This window comes from Parachryseolinea silvisoli, assembly GCF_021190955.1.
Classification (GTDB): domain Bacteria; phylum Bacteroidota; class Bacteroidia; order Cytophagales; family Cyclobacteriaceae; genus Ohtaekwangia; species Ohtaekwangia silvisoli.
Map to the genome: position 1 here is coordinate 237,450 of NZ_JAIOAO010000002.1, position 17,017 is coordinate 254,466.

Genomic DNA, 17,017 nt, shown 5'->3' on the forward strand with positions numbered 1-17,017 from the left:
AAAAGCATTATTGAAGATCCAGCGCATATACGGCCAGGCCATACGGCGATAACGAGACATCCACGGTTGGGCCACTCGCTACGGACTGCCCACCGGGCACCGCTGTCAGGGCCTTTACCCGCACGCCGGGCTTCCACTTGTCTACGTGTATCGCCACCGGTGCTTGCACCGCTATAGGCTGATCATTCAATAGTATGACAAACAAGCGATTTTTGGAAGCAGAATATGCTGTTATGTATTCCACAGACGGATTGTCGCACACGATCAGCCCCGGCCGGATCACCAGGTCGGCTAAATCTCCATAAATGGTACCCGGCGCAAAACCGTAGCTTTGGTGCGGGCCGACCTTCGGTGTCACAAAGCCGCGCGGAAAGGTAATGTCACCGGCGGAACGCAGTTGCACCTCTGCCAACAGGTAGTCCGTGATCCATCCGATCTGCCACCAGGCATGGTGCGGATACGGCCCCGCGCCCTTGTTCATGGCATACCAGTAATACGACGCCACGCTTGTGGCAGAATCAACGAAGGCATCACGGCCGATGGCTGCCGCACGGGCCATATCAATAAACAGTGAGTCCTGCGTCAGTTGAAACGCCCGCACAAATAAGCCCGCATGGCTGGCCAGTTGTATCGGCCCCTGCCGCTGTGCAGAGCCCATAATGCCGCCGTGCTCAAAGCTCAACCCAGCCTGTGAAATCTCCCAATCTTCGCGGGAGGTGCCGTATACAGTCTTCGGCTGCCGGCTGGGAATGGGATGCGTATAAATAGACGTAGTATAGATCCGGGCCGTTTTCAAGGCCGCTTCCAGGTACTCCTTCTTGCTTGTAATATCGTATAGGTCCAGCAGTGCCTGTGCCGATTGTGCTGTAGCAAAGTCCGGCGCATACCGCGCATCACCACATACACCAATAAAATGTCCCTTCTCTACACCCTGCCGTATAAACCACGCCGCACCTTTCTCGGCTGCCGCCAGGTATTTGGGATCTTTCAAAATGCGATGTGCCACCATCAATCCATAGAAGGTTGGCCGCAGATCGTCAATATCCTGAAACAACGGTTCCTTCGTATTCTGATCATACGCCACCTTCCAACTGCCATCCGGTTGTTGCCACTTCAACAATAGCTCGGCGCCCAGGCGCAACCGCTCCAACAATACTTTGTGATCAGGCTCAAACAGCAAAATGTTCCCGTCGTCTAACATGGTGTAGTATGTCAGGCTCACCGGCTCTACAAACTCACCCCATTCTTCCACGAACACTTTGCGTTTGGCGAGATAGTATTGCCCCATGGCAGCACCTTGAAAGAACCCGGGTGTGGTTTGTTGTTGCGCCAGCTTGAAGTTAAGAGCATAGGGCAATACGTTTTTCTGCAACGCCGGATCGCCGGTAGCCCGGGCCAGCATCCACATCGCACCGTAGTCCGAATTTTTGATGGCATCGCCCTGCGAACCCACGACACCACCGAGATAGGATTGCCCGCCGATCTGTCTGCCTTCAAACGACTCCACGTGCCACATCGAAGTTTTTGTATCCGTCAGGTAACGGTACATGGCTTCGATGCGATGTGTCAGCGACTGTTTGTTCTGACGCAGCGCCAGCGTTTCTTTAAATTGATATATATCGTTGGCGGTATGTTTCACCTGGTCATACCACGTACCGTGGCGCAAACTATAACGAAAGGCAAACTTTACCGTATCACCGGCTTGCAGATGCGAGGGCTTCTGGCCCAATACCGGATAATAAAGTGAAGGTGATAAAGCGCCTGCACGGTTGCGGTGGGACAAGCCGATGTGCCAGTCCTCGTGCGTGATGTGATCGTGTGCCCACGGATCGCGGCCCAACCCCGGACGGGGTATCACTGCCAGCGACACCGACTGCTTCGTATCGACAATCGCCGCCAGGGTACTGGCACAACGCTCGCGATAGATCACTGGCAAGGCCGGCACGCCTTGCCCGTACGCATACGCCCGGACAAAATCGGGCTGAACCGAGTCGCCCTGGAAATACCCCGGCACCGTGGCCCACGCCATGTCAGCCTCCGGCACCGTCGCCAACGCAGGCGTAGCAAAGGAATAATACCCCGGTTTCTTCACGACACACTGGTGCTCTACAATCACGTCGTTTGGAAACCGTTCATCCAATGCCCATGATGCCGAGATGCTGGCCCATGCATTGTCAACGGTAAATACCAGGCGCCTGCCGTCGGCCTTCACATCCGACGGATATCCTGTAACCGCTTCACCCGCCGTATTTAACGATACCGGCGACGTAGCATCTTTCCAAAAAGCCTGCTGATATCTATATACCGGCTCGGGAAATGGTACACCCGTATTTGTTTTAAACACGGTCGGTGTACTATCCGGCTTCTGCTCGCTGTAAAGTAATGTATAACTTCCCTCCGGCTTGCCCACTTCCTGCCAGGCGCCTCCCACACGTACCCGCACACCGGTGGCGTGCCAGCCGTCCGCCTCTTGCTTCCAGTGAAGCTGCAGCCGGTCATTGGTAAGGCTTACATCCTTTTGTTTACAGGCCGCCACGCCGAGCACGGCGATTAAAACGCTTATTGATATACTTCTGCTCATGTCAATATTCATAACAAAGTACTTCAAATACCGCCGCCGGGACTTCCGCCGACGGATGTGCTACCGTTAAAGTCAGCGAGCGCGTTGTCACCGGCTCGTTGAATCGGATCACGTTCTGTGTCTGGTAATTTCCTTCACAATGATACACTACCGTCCCTCGCTCATCACGCAACGTATACCGACGCACGCAGAACGGCATCACGTTCTCGGGGTGGCCCATCAACACCGTCTCCATGGGGTGATCAAAGTCCGTATCAAATTTTAACACCACCGTACGAATGGTGCGCGGGCCGTCCCACGTCAGGGTTAGTACGGGCTCAGCATCTTTACTGTCCGCCACCCAGGCATTGGGGCCGTCCACCGGCCGTGCCATGCCGTTTCGAATATTCTCCGCACCAAAGCACGTCAACGGCTGTGACAACCGCAGCGCTACATTCTGCCCCAATGGGCGTCTTTGCGGGCACCAGAACTCAAACGTCTCCATACCAATGTCATCGGGTGGCGTTTGTTTACCATAATTAGACACGGCTTCGTTGATGTGGTTAAACACTGACAACATTCCCGTCACACGTTGCGAAGAGAACGGCACTTTCACCAACGGGTTTTTTCGGAACACAATAAACGCATACGCAGTATCCGGAAGCTCAACATCAAATACCAGGTCAACACAGTTCTTACCGGCGGCCAGCTCCTTGCGCACCGTGGCCAGTGTTACATCGGGTGTATAATTACCGGCTTTGCTACTTACGCGTAACTCCACTTCCAATGTAGCAGGCTCCTCCGCATAGGCATGAAAGGATATACCGGGCATCGGCCCTGCCGGCAATGGCAACATTTGCGCCACGGCGGGACTCAGCGGCCGCAGCTCACCTTCCGGAAATGCCTGTAGCGCCAGCGTGCTCGACGCATGAAGGGACGCATCGTTCACCAGGTTCTTTTTATCATGCAGGCGCAAACGCGGCAAATGTTGTCCACGCACCATTAACCGCTGCTGAAGCTCCGGCACCAAACCTTTCGCTAACAATTCGGCAGGCAAGACACTGTACTGCTTACACACCACCGCTGCCATGCCGACCGCCTGGCCACCGTAGGCACTTGTGCCCATCACACGCGACGAACCAAATGCCACGTGACTGACGCTGATGATACGACCGGCCAGAAACAGGTTTTTTACATTGCGGCTATAATAACTGCGATACGGCAGGTCATAAATACCCTTCGCATGCCATTGATTACACCCTGGCCGCTCGCTAAACACACCGTCCGCAGGATGCAAGTCAATCGACCAGCCGCCAAACGCCACGGCATCATCGTGCGGTCGCTGCTCGACAATATCTTGCTGCGTTAAAATATAGTCACCTTCAAACCGACGGCTCTCCCGTTTGCCCGGAATCGTACCCACCCACTCAAGCGTCAGATTGCGCGCCTCGGGAAATTTGCCGGAGTTCTTGATATAATTCCACACACCATAGATCACCCTCCACAGCTCCCACTTGATCGTCTCCGTTTCGTGTACGGTATCCAGCCGGCCACCATACTCCACCCACCAAAGGTTACAGCCATATTCTTTTGCATTGAACTTACGGTACCGTGGAATCTGCGTGATGTCATGCAGCGCATAAGCCGGAGCTACAAAGTCAACAGGCTTGCCCACGTCCTTACTATAAAAGTAGAGCGAATGCCCCAGCAGCTCACCATACTCTTTCTCCGGTGCAAATCGTTCATTAAACTCTTCCCGGGTCTCTGCGCCCATGCGAAATGCCGCGCCCGCCAGAAAGCCCACAACACCGTCACCCGATGCATCACAAAACAGCGGTGCCCTCAACACATACTCGGTCGAGTTCTGACTACAAAAGGCCCGCACCGACGCAATCGCATCGCCGGCCTTGGTCACTTCCATGACGGCCGTATTCAACAACAGCGTAATATTCGGCTCCGTTACTACTTTATCGAGCAACACCGTATCAAAGATCACAGCGTTACCTTCGGGATTCCGGTACATATTCTCCACGAGGATCTCGTCGATCACACCGCCTTCACGCGACCATCGGTTGTTATTCCCCATGTGCGACGTCGCGCCCAACACCCACAGCCGCACTTCACTGGAAGCATTGCCTCCCAGCACCGGCCTATCTTGCACGAGGATTACCTTCAGGCCTTCCCGTGCCGCCGTAATGGCACAACAGGTACCCGACAAACCTCCGCCTACAATCACCAGGTCCGCCGACAGCACATCTTGCCGCAGCGACCTGGACGCTATACTTTCCGATACAATCATGTTACCGTTGAACGTTTAAGGATGAATGGATTTCTTAACCACGACAAAGCCACCCGGCTTCACCAGACTCACATCGGCCGCACCCGGTGCAACCTCCAGGGTAAGCGTCTTGCTTTCGCCCGGCTTTAACATGTCAATCTTGGCAGACTTACCGCCGCATTGCACGGTATAGTTGCGCAGCGTATAGCGCGGAAAATCGTTGCGTGCTGTGACCGTAACCGCCACTTGCTTATCCGACACTTTTACCGCGAGGGTGGCCGGCGCAAATTCTTCCTGCCATGTCAGGTACATACCCCGTAGGTCGCGCTCCGGCGAGATTAGGCCCCACGGCCGGTAGCCATTGGGATTGGTGCCGGGGAAACGACTCATATAATCGTTAAACGTCCAGACCGACGCGCCCACCAGGAAATCGCACTGCCGAAAATCCTGCATAGCCTTCTGCAAATGGCGCACGCGGTCTCCTTCATCCTTGACACCATCGGTGCGTAGGCCGAACTCGCTTATATATACCGGCTTGTTCGGATATAAGGCATGGATATGCTTTAAGTTCTTTAAATGGTCGCCATAGATATTGGCGCTCACAAAGTCCACATATTGCGACGCCTCATCTTCCGGCTTCTGAATGATGTCGCGAAACACAAACATGCTGGCAAACGTCACGAGCCGCGAAGCATCGATCGACTTGACATAGGCGTACATATCTTTTGTCCAGGCCTGTCCTTCGGGCTTATGGGAGTGATATTCGTTCCCCACGCTCCACGCAATCACCGAGGGATGGTTCCAATCGCGTTCCATCATCTCGCGCATTTGCGCCTGGTACCGCGCGCGCATGGTTGGATCTGCCATTTGCTTCGGCGTCAACTGCCAGTTGCCCGCTTCGGCAATGATCAGCAGACCGTGGGCATCTGCCCAATCCAGCAACTGGGTCGACACGGGATAGTGGCTGATCCGCGACAGCTCCATGCTACCATTCTTCATCAATGTCAGATCTTTCTCCAATACGGTTGTCGGGTCCATCGAGCCATAGCCCGGATAGTCGAGCGGCCGGTTGCCGCCACCCATGCGAATAGGCTCTCCGTTCAATAACAACTGTGTGCCTTGCACGGCCACCTGGCGAATGCCAAACATGCGCGACAAGGTATCCGCACCAGTCACCACCTCGGCCTTATACAACACGGGATCGTCGGGATACCACAACTTCACTTCCTTCGCAGGCACCACAGCCTCTGCCTGCACAACCGTTGTCGCGCCCGCCGGTATCTCCGGCACCTTTACCGCGATCCTGACCGGCACCTTATCGCCCCCGCGATACAACGTCACGTGCACGGCCGGTTTCGCTGCGCGACCGCTGGCATTCCTCACGTGCACGGCCAACGATACTTTCGCCGTCTTCTTGACCAGGTCCGGGTCGGCTGTGATTTTTACATTCTGTACATATACTTCCGGCCGCACAACGACATATACTTCCCGTGTAATGCCGCCGTAGTTAATCCACGGAAAGAGCTGGCCTGTATTTTCATCCGTATCCGGAATACGCGTCTTCGCGCCGGGAATCGTTGTTGTATCCCAGGCATTGTTCACTTGTAACGCCAGTGTATTCTCACCCTTCAGTGCCTCCGTAATATCCAATTCGAATGGTGTGTAACCACCCTCGTGTCCGCCTACCTTCTGACCGTTCAGCCATGCCTGGGCTTTATAAAACACCGCCTCAAACCGCAGGTATGCGCGATGCCCTGCCGGTATGGCAGCGTGTTGAAATTTCTTTATATACCATGCCGTGCCGGTATAGAGCATATACCGTGGGTCGACGGATAAACAATGTGGCACCGTTACCTTGTCCCACCGGGTCAACGGAAAATTGGGTCTATACCATGCGTGAGCTTCCCCCACCTGTACCGGGTCCAGCGCAAAGCTCCACTCGCCGTGCAAGGCAGTGCGCTGTTGGGCCAGCAGACAAACCGGTAGACAACAAAAGACGATCAATAAATACCTAAGCTTCATGGACGATAATTGTTTACGAGGGCCTCCGCGACCGCGGTGCCGATATGATTTAAACCTGTTTGATTATAATGAATGGCGTCATGCATCCATCCCTTGTCTGCAAAAGATGTGGTGCCGCGGTACACAATCCGTGTATGGCGATCCGCGGCAGCCACTGCCTCTTGTTCCTGGCGAACGGCGTCAAAGCCGGCCCGCGGATGACCGGTATAATACCCGGTCTGCACGATATAAAAAGGAAGCTCTTTCCCAAACGCTTCGCGAAACCTGGCAATAACACTTTCCAATGCTTGCCGGTAGCGTTCGGCCGTAAGCTTCCCGTCGTTGATAGCGTTCGCATCGCGTTCACCCTGCACCCAGATGATCCCCTGCAGGTGTTTACCCGTTTTCCGCTCCGCGGCCTGTACCTTCTGAAGGGCCAACGGCATCAATAGCAAACGCCCCCGCACATCCCACGTGCCATAGTCGCCAAGCTCTGCCAACTGGTGACACGAGCTGCCACCCCGGGCGGCCGCGATCAACACCACCGGTTTACCGGTACGCCGATATAACGTTTCCGCCAGTGCCGGCGCCAGGCTGCCGGTATGCGCACGTTGAAAATGCAGCTCGTCTTTCCCAAACGGATCTTTCAACGCCACCAACACATCCCGGGTCGCGACATATTCCCACGCCGCACCGGCGGAGCAAACGGGGGACAAGGCGCTATCACCCTGCCCCACCGCATTGCTTTGGCCTGCCAGCAGGTATAGCTGCAGGTCCTGGGCATAGCCCAACCCTACCATATGTAATACCCAAAGTGTGAAAAGTATCCGCATTCGCCGCACCCGTTATTTCCAGGGATCGTTTTGCTCCAATAGCGTATTGGCATTGATCTCATCTTGTGGGATCGGGAAATACCGGTGCCTGGCCGCCGGATGTCGCTCGCCATAGACACTGTTGACCGCAGCCGGTATCACCTCCAGGAACGTATCGGTACGCGTCAGGTCGTACCAACGGTCACCCTCGGCGAAAAACTCCCACGAACGCTCCTGCAATACCGCGTCAATAAAGTCAGGCAAGCTCATACCCGCAGGCAGATCATCGATCATGGCCCGTTCGCGAACTGCATTGATATAGTCATACGCCTTTTGCGTGGCCCCCTGTTGATTGCGTGCCTCGGCTTCCGCCGCCATGAGGTATACATCCGCCATGCGCAAAATCGGAATATTGTTGGTCGTGGCACCCGTCGGCGATACAGGGTCCTGGTATTTCTTTACCAATACAGCATCCTTGGTAATGGGCGTAATGTCCTTTTGGCGTACCACTGCGCCATTTGACTTCACGAACATCGTGTCCAGCATGCCTCGCCGGCGGTCCTTCGGATCGAACGAGTTAAAGAAAGCCTGGTAGGCAAAGAAAGAGCCATAGGTAGTCTTACCATACGCGGGCGCTGCATTGCCCGGAGGGCCACAGAGACCGGTCATCTGGTGCGACTTCGATGATGTGGATCCCGACACCGAATTGATCGACTCTGCTTCGTACGCAAAGATATTTTCTACCCGTGCAATATCTTCTTTCGTCACATCGTATATATCCCGTACACTATCCATCAGGGTAAGATAGCCATTCGTCATAACAGCCTCAGATTTTGCCAGGGACGTGGCCCAGTCTTCGTTATACAAAGCCGCCTTTGCATACAGCGCCAACGCAGCCTGTTTAGAAGGACGCCCCTTCACCAACCCCGCCGAATGCTCGGGCAACCTGGCCACCGCCGAATCCAGGTCGCTATAAATTTGTTTATACACATCGGCCCTGGCGCTTTTGCCCACATAGGCATTGGCCTCCACGTCGCTGGCCTTCGTCTTCACCACGACATCACCAAAGTTTTTAGTAACCGTCCAGTGGTAAAAGGCCCGGAGGAAATACGCCTCGCCAATAATTTCTTTCTTTCGTGCGGCGTCCATTTGTGTGCTCTGCACCCGCTCGATCACCCAGTTGCATTTCTCAATACCGTCATAGGACGATGCCCAGATTTGCTGCGGCGATTCGTTCACGCGACCCGCCGTGCGCTGTGCTGTATAGCTGGCGTCGTACGAGAACAACGTCAGCGAATTGCGCGACACCGCGATGCGCGGATACGTCTGATCGGCGCTCAAGTCCGACGCCAACAGGGCCGCCGGCCCGCCGTACATATCCGAAATAGGATCATAGGCGGCAGCAATGGCCGCCTCGGCATCCGACGCCGTCTTATAAAAATTCTCCGTATAGATGGAAGAATAAACTTCTTCTTCCAGCTCACACGACACGAGCGCCAGCGCTACGCTGCCGGTAAGAAGAAAAGCTTTGAGAATATTGTTCATATAGCCTTTATTGAATGTTCTGGTTTCTTTCGATTAGAATGTTACCTGTATGCCACCCAGGAATGACTTTGACGATGGGTATACGAAGTTGTCAATACCGATCGCGGTGTTTTGCCCGGCATACGTGTTTACTTCCGGATCGTAACCCGAGTAGTTTGTGACCGTAAACAAGTTGTTTGCACTGACATAGATGCGCGCCCGGTTAACCCCTTTGATCTGCGGCAACACATAGCCGAGCGTTACGTTCTTGCAGCGCAGATAGGATCCGTCTTCAATAAACCGGTTTGTGATCGGCAAGCGACCGGCCTGCAGGGCGCCCGCATATTCATTATTAGGATTCTCCGGCGTCCAGTGGTTTACCGTACCTTGCAGCAGATTGCGCTGGCCCAGCGGGTTTTCAAAAGACGCACGACTTACATTATATACATCATTGCCGTAGGTGCCCGACAGAAATACGCTCAGATCAAATTTTTTATACGCCAGACTGGTGGAAAAACCAAAGATAAAATCCGGGTTCGGGTCGCCGGTAATAACCTGGTCGCCCGCCGTAATTACATTGTTCTGATCATAGTCCTGTACCTTTGTGCCACCAATGCGGCCGTCGGCACCGGGTATAATCGTCTCACCCGTCTGATAGATGCCATCAAACAGGTATGTCTTGAAGACACCCAGCGGCTGGCCCACTTTCAGCAAGGTATAGTTGGTAATGAACCGCTCCTGTGTAACACCACCGTCGATATCTGTCACCTTATTGCGGTTGGCCGTAAAGTTGGCCGACACATTCCATTTCAGATCACCGTCTAGGATACGGGCATTCGCCGAGAGCTCCAACCCTTTGTTTTCGATACCGCCCAGGTTAGTCATGATCGTGCCATAACCCGACGACAGCGGCAGCGTCTTTTCATACAGCAAGTCCGTTGTTTTCTTTCTATATACCTCCACCGTCAGGTTCAACCAGTTGTTGAACAGGCTTATATCCAATGCCAGGTTGGCTTGCAGCGACTTCTCCCACCGCAGATTGGGGTTCGAAAGTCCCAGCGGGCTAATCCCTTTCACATAGGTATGATTGAGCTGATAATCACTGCCCGGCCCTTGTAACGGCAGGGACTTATACGGATCGATCGCGCCGGCATTTCCGGTGAGGCCATAGCTGCCGCGCAACTTCAAATCGGTGACCGCCGGAATAGCCTGCATAAATTCTTCTTCAATGATCCGCCAGCCAAAGGATGCCGCCGGGAAGAAGCCATATTTATAGTTCTCACCAAACTTGCTCGAACCATCCACCCGGGCCGTCACGTCAAAGAAATATTTGTCTTTAAACCCGTAGTTGATCCGACCCATGTACGAGTCCAGGCGCTCCTTCGTCCGTTTGCTGGCAGTCGACACACTCGTCGCCAGCTGCAGCGCCTCGTTTGTCGTCGCATCGTTCGGAAATCCATTGCCAATCGTATAGTTTTCGCGGTACTGTGTCGACTGCGTGGCAAACACACCCGTGAACTTTACGGTGTGCGCCTCGGCAATGCGCTGCTCATACGTCAAGATGCTTTCGTGCAGCAGCATGATGTTATTTGTATTGGTCTTCCTCGCAGTGCCCGAGCTGGCATTCAGATCTTTCGTGGCGACGATATACCGTGGTGAATAATAATCGCGCAAACCGCTTTGCATGTCTATGTTAAACGATGCGCGGTATGTCAGGCCTTTGGCGAGTTTCGCTTCGCCATATACGTTGCCCAGCATACGCTGGATCTTGTCTTCGTTCTTCACCGATGCAAGACCCAGCGGATTCGTCACTTCCCGGTAACGGCCGTCCCGCTGTTCGGCAAACGGGAACAGCGTGCCATCGTCACGGTAGGGCCTCAGCGTAGGGGGTGCGCCGATGGCGGCGCCCACAATGCTCCCCGTCACGACGTCCGCATTTCCAACGTCCTGGACACCCGTGGGGATGCCCTGGCTAATGGTATTACTGCCCATGATGCTCGTTCCGATCTTTACGCGGTCGCTGACCCGGTGGTCCATGTTCAGCCGCAGTGAATACCGTTTAAACCCCGAGTTGATGATGATACCGTCCTGATCAAAATAATTGGCCGACAGTGCCAGCTGTGTCTTTTCACTGCCGCCGTTTACGGAAAGCTGATGGCTTTGCATGGGCGCAGAACGAAAGATCATGTCCTGCCAGTCCACACCTTCACCTTCCGCAGCGGGGTCTGCATAGATCGCTGTCTTGTAAACTTCGTTTTCCAACTGCGCGAACTCCGCGGCATTCAGTACATCCAGTTTTTTCCGAACCTCCTGCACGCCGTAATAACCGTCGTACGTCACCCGCGTAGAGCCCGCTTTACCGCGTTTTGTTGTAATGAGCACCACACCGTTCGCGCCCCGCGCACCATAAATAGCTGTCGCCGACGCATCTTTCAAGATATCGACCGACTCGATGTCATTGGGGTTGATCATCGACAGCGGGCTCACATCTGTAATACCCCCGGCATTGGAAATCTGTATACCGTCGACTACGTACAAAGGCTCAGACGTACCGTTGATGGAGTTTGTACCGCGTATGCGGACGCTGATATTACCCCCCGGCGCAGCCGAGTTTTGCGTAATCTGCACGCCCGCCACACGCGACTGCAGACCTTGTGCGACGTTGGTCACCGGAGTCTGTACAATGTCGTCTGACTTGACCGAGGCGATAGAGCCCGTGGTCTCGATTTTCCGCTGCGTGCCGTACCCGACTACAACCACTTCATTCAGTGTCTCGATGTCGGCCCCCAACACTACGTCGATCGTAGTACGCTGGCCGATGGTAATCTCCTGTGCGGTATACCCGATAAAGGAAAACACCAGTACTTCTTCCGGCTTCACGCCTTGCAATACATATTCGCCATTGGCGTCGGATGTAGTTCCCCGCGATGATCCTTTTACAACGATGTTCACGCCTGGCAGCGCCTCACCCGTCTCCGCACTCACCTTCCCCTGCACCGTAGCCCCCTGACCGTAGACGGAGCCAGGGCTGGCCAGAAAATAAAGCAGAATCCCGAATAACAGGACCAGCAGTTTCGTAGAGTTATTTCTCATAGGTGTGTTAGTTTGTGACCGGAAAAGTAAGGGATGTCTTTAAAAAACCCGTTGCGAACGATTGAAACAGGCCTTCAGAAACTATCGAGACCGGTTGCGAAAGCGCTCCCGGTAGTTTTCGAAATCGTTACCGTGGTAAAAATTTCAATCGATAGCGGCATTCCGAAGCCGAATTTTTTTTGCTACTTTTCAAGATGGATGACCACAGATCCTGGTCCTCCGAGCCTAAATCTGATCATGGTCAAGTGCATTAAATGTGGGGATGTAGATGCCATTGCAAAAGCGGGCATCGTGCGCGGCAAACAACGGTACTATTGTAAGCGCTGCGACTGTTACTTCAGTCAGCCGGCCGGCGCGGAGCCCGAGGTACCCATGCTAAACCGCCGCCACCAGACCACCATCATGGACATCGCCAGCGCGCTGAACATCTCGAAGTCTACTGTATCGCGCGCGTTGCAAGGCCACTCCGACATCAACGCCAACACCCGCAAGGCTGTACTCGACATGGCCCTGCAGCTGGACTATCAACCCAACCTGCTTGCGCTGGGCCTTGCCAGGAGCCGCAGCTACACTCTTGGCATCATCGTGCCCGAATTTATCAACAGCTTCTTTCCCTATATTATTATTGGCGCGCAGCAAGTCGCCAACCCCGCGGGCTACCACGTCATCATTTGCCAAAGCAACGAGTCGCTCGAGACCGAGATCGCCAATACCCAGGTGCTCCTGGCCAGCCGTGTAGACGGCGTCATCGCCTCTGTCACCGGTGAAACCAAAACCCTCGAGCATTTCGGTAAATTTCAAAAGGCAGGTATTCCCTTGGTGATGTTTAATCGCATCTGCGAAGGGCTCGATGTTTCCAAAGTGCTGGTCGACGACCATGACGGCGCCTATAAAGGTGTGACCCACCTCATCCAGCAAGGATGCCGCCGCATTGCCCACCTGGCCGGCCCGCAAAACCTGCAGATCGGGCGCGAGCGCCTGCAAGGATACCTCGACGCACTGCACGACCACAACCTGCCGGTCGACGAAGAATTGATTGTATACTACGATCTCAGCAAAGCAAGCGCACAAGCCTGCGCGTGCCGGCTGCTCGACCTACCGCAACCACCCGATGCCATCTTTGCCGTCAATGACCCCGCCGCCATCCAGGTCATTCTCACGGCCAAAAGCCGCAACATTCGTATACCTGCCGAGCTGGCAGTGGTCGGCTTTAGTAACGAGCCAACCTCGGCGCTCATCGACCCGGCACTGACTACCCTCGCGCAACCGCTTGATGAGATTGGCAAGACTGCCGTGCAATTCTTATTACAGGAGATCGAGCAGGAAGAAGGTCCTTTTGTTCCCATACAGCGCGTGCTAAAGACCGAGCTGATCATCCGCGCATCGTCGTTGCGCACGAAGGCTTTTGCTTCCTGATCACATCGCTCCCGCCATCCGCAAGCGTGCAGACATTGACCGGCTACGGACAGCCGTTGCGATACACACATGGATTAACGTAAAGGAAGGGCACATTTTCATATGGCATAAGGATTGTTGTCGGCTTTCTGTAGCCGACCAAACCGGCCGACGCCCCATGAAAAAGATTGATATTCTGAACTTCATCACCAGCTTCCGCAAGGCTCCCAACGACATCAAAACGTATCAGGAATTACTCGCCCACCTGGGTGCAGAGAACGAAGCGATCATGAGTCAGATGCTGCAAGAGCTGCAACAAAGCCGCGTAATCCGCGAAGTAGAAGCGTCCGGCGAAAAGAGCTACCAGGTTATCGCCCGGTAAGCATCATCACTTCTTTACGACAACAATCTTCGGATTGAGCGTCACCAGCTCGGTGACAAAGGTCTCTTGCTTCTGGGGGGAGATATAGATCTCATTCCAACGCTTGTATCGCACAACGATACCCTTACGCGCCAATGCCGGCCGGTAGCCGGCCCACATCGTTTCACCGCACGTCACCTGTGTGATGTCCGCTAACGCAATCTTGCCCCGAAATGGACCCGAGGCAAAATGCAGGTGACTGGCATCGATCCTATACGAGGTGCCAAACCATGTCCATGCCATCAGCGCAATGGGCAAGCAAAAAATAGCATACACGCTCGGTTTTTGCAATGCCGGGATCAACAGCATCTCACCGATCATGAATAATACCACGCCGGCCATAATGCTGCCGGTCAGCACGCCTTTCCTACTGGGATATTGCATTGCGTTCATAACAGGGCATGATAACAAGAACAAGATACAAATTACCGACCATATTGATGCAAATCTCGAAATTGCCTATGATCTACGGCATAGTTTTTTAAATTTACCGCGTCTCTAACATGCTATGCCATGCGCATAGACAAGCGTCATTGAACAATGGAGGAATCCAAGGACCGACTACTACATCTCCTCAAGGAAGCACCTATCTCAACCGCCCTGCTCACCGGACCTGAGCTGGTCATTGCGCTGGCCAACGACGCGACGCTCAGGCTTTGGGGTCGGGATGCCTCTATTATCGGGAAGCCACTACTCGTCGCCATGCCCGAACTTAAAGGTCAGGGTGCTTACGAGGCCGTCGCCGCAGTGTACCGCACCGGTATTGGTTACGAAGGCCGGGAAAATAAGGTACACCTACGGGAATCAGATGGCACGATCCGTACCGTGTATGCTAATTTCATGAGCAAAGCCCTGCGTGCCGCCGACGGCTCGATCGAGTCCGTACTCCTGATGGGGTACGAAGTAACCGACCAGGTAGAAGCAAAACAACAGGTGGTGCTTGCCGAGGAGAAAGCCCAGCAGGCCATTCGGATGGCCGACGAAGCTTCGCAACGTGTGTTGCGCGACAGCGAGGAACGGTTCCGCACGCTGATCACAGAGACATCCATGGTCGGCTCGGCACTTTATACCGGACCCGAGATTTGTATCCAATATGCCAATGACGTCATGTTGAAGTTCTGGGATAAAGACCAGTCCATCATTGGCAAACCCTTCGAAGAGGCGATACCCGAACTAAAAGGTCAGCCTTTCATCGAACGGCTCAAAAGCGTCTATATTACGGGACAGACGTACGAGGGGCGTGAAGACAAAGCCCAGTTATTTGAAAACGGTAAGCTTGAAGATTTCTATTTCAACTATACCTACAAAGCCCTCCGAAATGCCGAGGGTGAGATCTATGGCGTCCACCACATGGCAATCGATGTGACGGAGTCGGTAGTGGTCAAGAAAGAGTTGATTGAGAACGAGCGCAACTTCCGTGCGCTCGTCAACGAAACGCCCGCGGGTATCATCATTGTCAAAGACGAGAACTTCACCATCGAGATCGTCAACGATGCATACCTCAACTGGACAGGCAGCGCCCGCGAACAGTATATTGGCAAACAACTGTGGACAATCCTGGCCGACGGTCGAACGCCAGAGCTGGAGTCTACCCTGGCACATGCCATGCAAACCGGTTTGCCCTATAACTTCAAAGAAGTCCCGCTGCGCCTGCGGCGACACGGCTCCCTGCAAACAATTTACGTCGACCTCGCCTACGCGCCGATCAACGATCCGGAGACAGAAGACAACCGCGTCATGATCATGATCCTCGACGTCAATGACAGAGTGGCCGCGCGAAAAAAGCTCGAAGAATCGCGCGATTATTTACAGACTATACTCGAATCGCTGCCGCAGATGGCCTGGACGACCAATCCTGCCGGCGATACTACCTACCTCAATGAGCAATGGTATCATTACACAGGCCAGCACCCGCACGAGGGTGAAGGTGATGGCTGGACGGCCGTAGTCCATCCCGACGATATTGCCGGCACGATTCGTCAGTGGCGGGAGTGTATAGAAGCACGCGTCCCGTTTAAACGGGAAGTACGATATAAAAAGAACTGGGGTGAATACCGCTGGCACCTCACGCAGGCTGTACCGATCTTCAACGCCCAGGGCGAGCCAACGATGTGGGTCGGCACGTGCACCGATGTGCACGATCAAAAAATATTTCAGGAAAGCCTCGAAAGCAAGATCGAAGAACGTACCCGTGACCTCAAGCGCTCGAACATCGAGCTGCAACAGTTCGCCTATGTAGCCTCCCACGACTTACAGGAGCCGCTCCGTAAGATCGCCACGTTCAGCGAAATGCTGCGCAGCAGTATCGGCACGATGCCCGAACGTGCCGAAGGCTACCTCAACAAAATTACCGCCGCGTCGACGCGCATGCAGGCGCTTATCAAAAGTATTCTCAACTTCTCCCAGCTCTCGCGCGAAGGCGAGATCTTTACCGCGGTCGATCTTAACGAGATCGTCGCCAATGTACACAACGACTTCGAGCTGTTGATCGAACAGAAAAAAGCTACCGTCCGTGTCGATCCGCTCCCCATCATCCGCGGTATCCCGTTGCAACTCAACCAGCTCTTCACCAACCTCATGAGCAACGCGCTCAAGTTTGCCGCCACCGACCGGCCGCCGCTCATACACATCCACGCCCGCACGCTAACGGAAACCGAAGTAAAAACACACCTCGAAATAGATCACAACCGCGCCCATATACAACTGGAGTTTGCCGACAACGGCATCGGCTTCTCCGAAGAATATGCCGAGCAGATCTTCGTCATCTTCCAACGCCTCAACGACCGCCAGTCCTATCCCGGCACGGGCATCGGCCTGGCATTGTGCAAAAAGATCGTCATGAACCATAAAGGGGAGATCTACGCGCATTCGACACCAGGGCAAGGGTCGACATTCTATATCATTTTACCAGTAATGCAATAAACAGTGTGAGT

10 protein-coding genes are annotated in these 17,017 nt (G+C 54.2%); 3 read left to right on the top strand and 7 right to left on the bottom strand.

The window, feature by feature from the left end:
* Positions 1-7 precede the first annotated feature (7 nt).
* Genes K7P01_RS10745 through K7P01_RS10770 form a run of 6 tightly spaced genes read right to left on the bottom strand, consistent with a single transcriptional unit; the run spans position 8 to position 12,268 of the window.
* On the bottom strand, positions 8-2,581 hold the full coding sequence (locus tag K7P01_RS10745; protein WP_267292774.1) for a glycerophosphoryl diester phosphodiesterase: 2,574 nt from the start codon (positions 2,579-2,581) through the stop codon (positions 8-10).
* Between the two features lies 1 nt (position 2,582).
* Complete coding sequence (locus K7P01_RS10750; protein WP_267292776.1) at positions 2,583-4,859, bottom strand: FAD-dependent oxidoreductase; 2,277 nt, start codon at positions 4,857-4,859, stop codon at positions 2,583-2,585.
* A gap of 15 nt (positions 4,860-4,874) precedes the next feature.
* Positions 4,875-6,860, bottom strand: a complete 1,986-nt coding sequence (locus K7P01_RS10755) for a glycoside hydrolase family 2 protein (RefSeq protein ID WP_267292778.1) — start codon at positions 6,858-6,860, stop codon at positions 4,875-4,877.
* On the bottom strand, positions 6,857-7,672 hold the full coding sequence (locus tag K7P01_RS10760; protein ID WP_267292780.1) for a sialate O-acetylesterase: 816 nt from the start codon (positions 7,670-7,672) through the stop codon (positions 6,857-6,859). Before K7P01_RS10760 ends, K7P01_RS10755 begins: the two co-directional genes overlap by 4 nt.
* 12 nt (positions 7,673-7,684) lie before the next feature.
* Entirely contained in the window at positions 7,685-9,196 is a 1,512-nt protein-coding gene (locus tag K7P01_RS10765) for a RagB/SusD family nutrient uptake outer membrane protein (RefSeq protein WP_267292782.1), read from the bottom strand.
* A 33-nt stretch (positions 9,197-9,229) separates the two neighbouring features.
* Positions 9,230-12,268: a SusC/RagA family TonB-linked outer membrane protein gene (locus K7P01_RS10770; RefSeq protein ID WP_267292784.1), complete on the bottom strand. Its 3,039-nt coding sequence runs from the start codon at positions 12,266-12,268 to the stop codon at positions 9,230-9,232.
* Positions 12,269-12,505: 237 nt separating this feature from the next.
* Between K7P01_RS10770 and K7P01_RS10775 the strand changes: the two genes are divergently transcribed.
* A complete protein-coding gene (locus K7P01_RS10775) occupies positions 12,506-13,684 on the top strand; it encodes a LacI family DNA-binding transcriptional regulator (RefSeq protein WP_267292786.1) in 1,179 nt (392 codons plus the stop codon).
* A 157-nt stretch (positions 13,685-13,841) separates the two neighbouring features.
* Complete coding sequence (locus K7P01_RS10780) at positions 13,842-14,045, top strand: hypothetical protein (protein WP_254082215.1); 204 nt, start codon at positions 13,842-13,844, stop codon at positions 14,043-14,045.
* Positions 14,046-14,051: 6 nt separating this feature from the next.
* On the opposite strand, the gene K7P01_RS10785 is transcribed toward K7P01_RS10780, so the two are convergent.
* Positions 14,052-14,477, bottom strand: coding sequence for a PH domain-containing protein (locus tag K7P01_RS10785; RefSeq protein WP_267292789.1), 426 nt, complete (start codon positions 14,475-14,477; stop codon positions 14,052-14,054).
* A gap of 147 nt (positions 14,478-14,624) precedes the next feature.
* Between K7P01_RS10785 and K7P01_RS10790 the strand changes: the two genes are divergently transcribed.
* Positions 14,625-17,006: a PAS domain-containing protein gene (locus tag K7P01_RS10790; RefSeq protein ID WP_267292791.1), complete on the top strand. Its 2,382-nt coding sequence runs from the start codon at positions 14,625-14,627 to the stop codon at positions 17,004-17,006.
* Positions 17,007-17,017 lie beyond the last annotated feature (11 nt).

Bases quoted from the DNA above. Each gene is read 5' to 3' on its own strand.
- K7P01_RS10745 (WP_267292774.1), bottom strand. From the start codon at position 2,581: ATGAGCAGAAGTATATCAATAAGCGTTTTAATCGCCGTGCTCGGCGTG.
- K7P01_RS10750 (WP_267292776.1), bottom strand. From the start codon at position 4,859: ATGATTGTATCGGAAAGTATAGCGTCCAGGTCGCTGCGGCAAGATGTG.
- K7P01_RS10755 (WP_267292778.1), bottom strand. From the start codon at position 6,860: ATGAAGCTTAGGTATTTATTGATCGTCTTTTGTTGTCTACCGGTTTGT.
- K7P01_RS10760 (WP_267292780.1), bottom strand. From the start codon at position 7,672: ATGCGGATACTTTTCACACTTTGGGTATTACATATGGTAGGGTTGGGC.
- K7P01_RS10765 (WP_267292782.1), bottom strand. From the start codon at position 9,196: ATGAACAATATTCTCAAAGCTTTTCTTCTTACCGGCAGCGTAGCGCTG.
- K7P01_RS10770 (WP_267292784.1), bottom strand. From the start codon at position 12,268: ATGAGAAATAACTCTACGAAACTGCTGGTCCTGTTATTCGGGATTCTG.
- K7P01_RS10775 (WP_267292786.1), top strand. From the start codon at position 12,506: ATGGTCAAGTGCATTAAATGTGGGGATGTAGATGCCATTGCAAAAGCG.
- K7P01_RS10780 (WP_254082215.1), top strand. From the start codon at position 13,842: ATGAAAAAGATTGATATTCTGAACTTCATCACCAGCTTCCGCAAGGCT.
- K7P01_RS10785 (WP_267292789.1), bottom strand. From the start codon at position 14,477: ATGAACGCAATGCAATATCCCAGTAGGAAAGGCGTGCTGACCGGCAGC.
- K7P01_RS10790 (WP_267292791.1), top strand. From the start codon at position 14,625: ATGGAGGAATCCAAGGACCGACTACTACATCTCCTCAAGGAAGCACCT.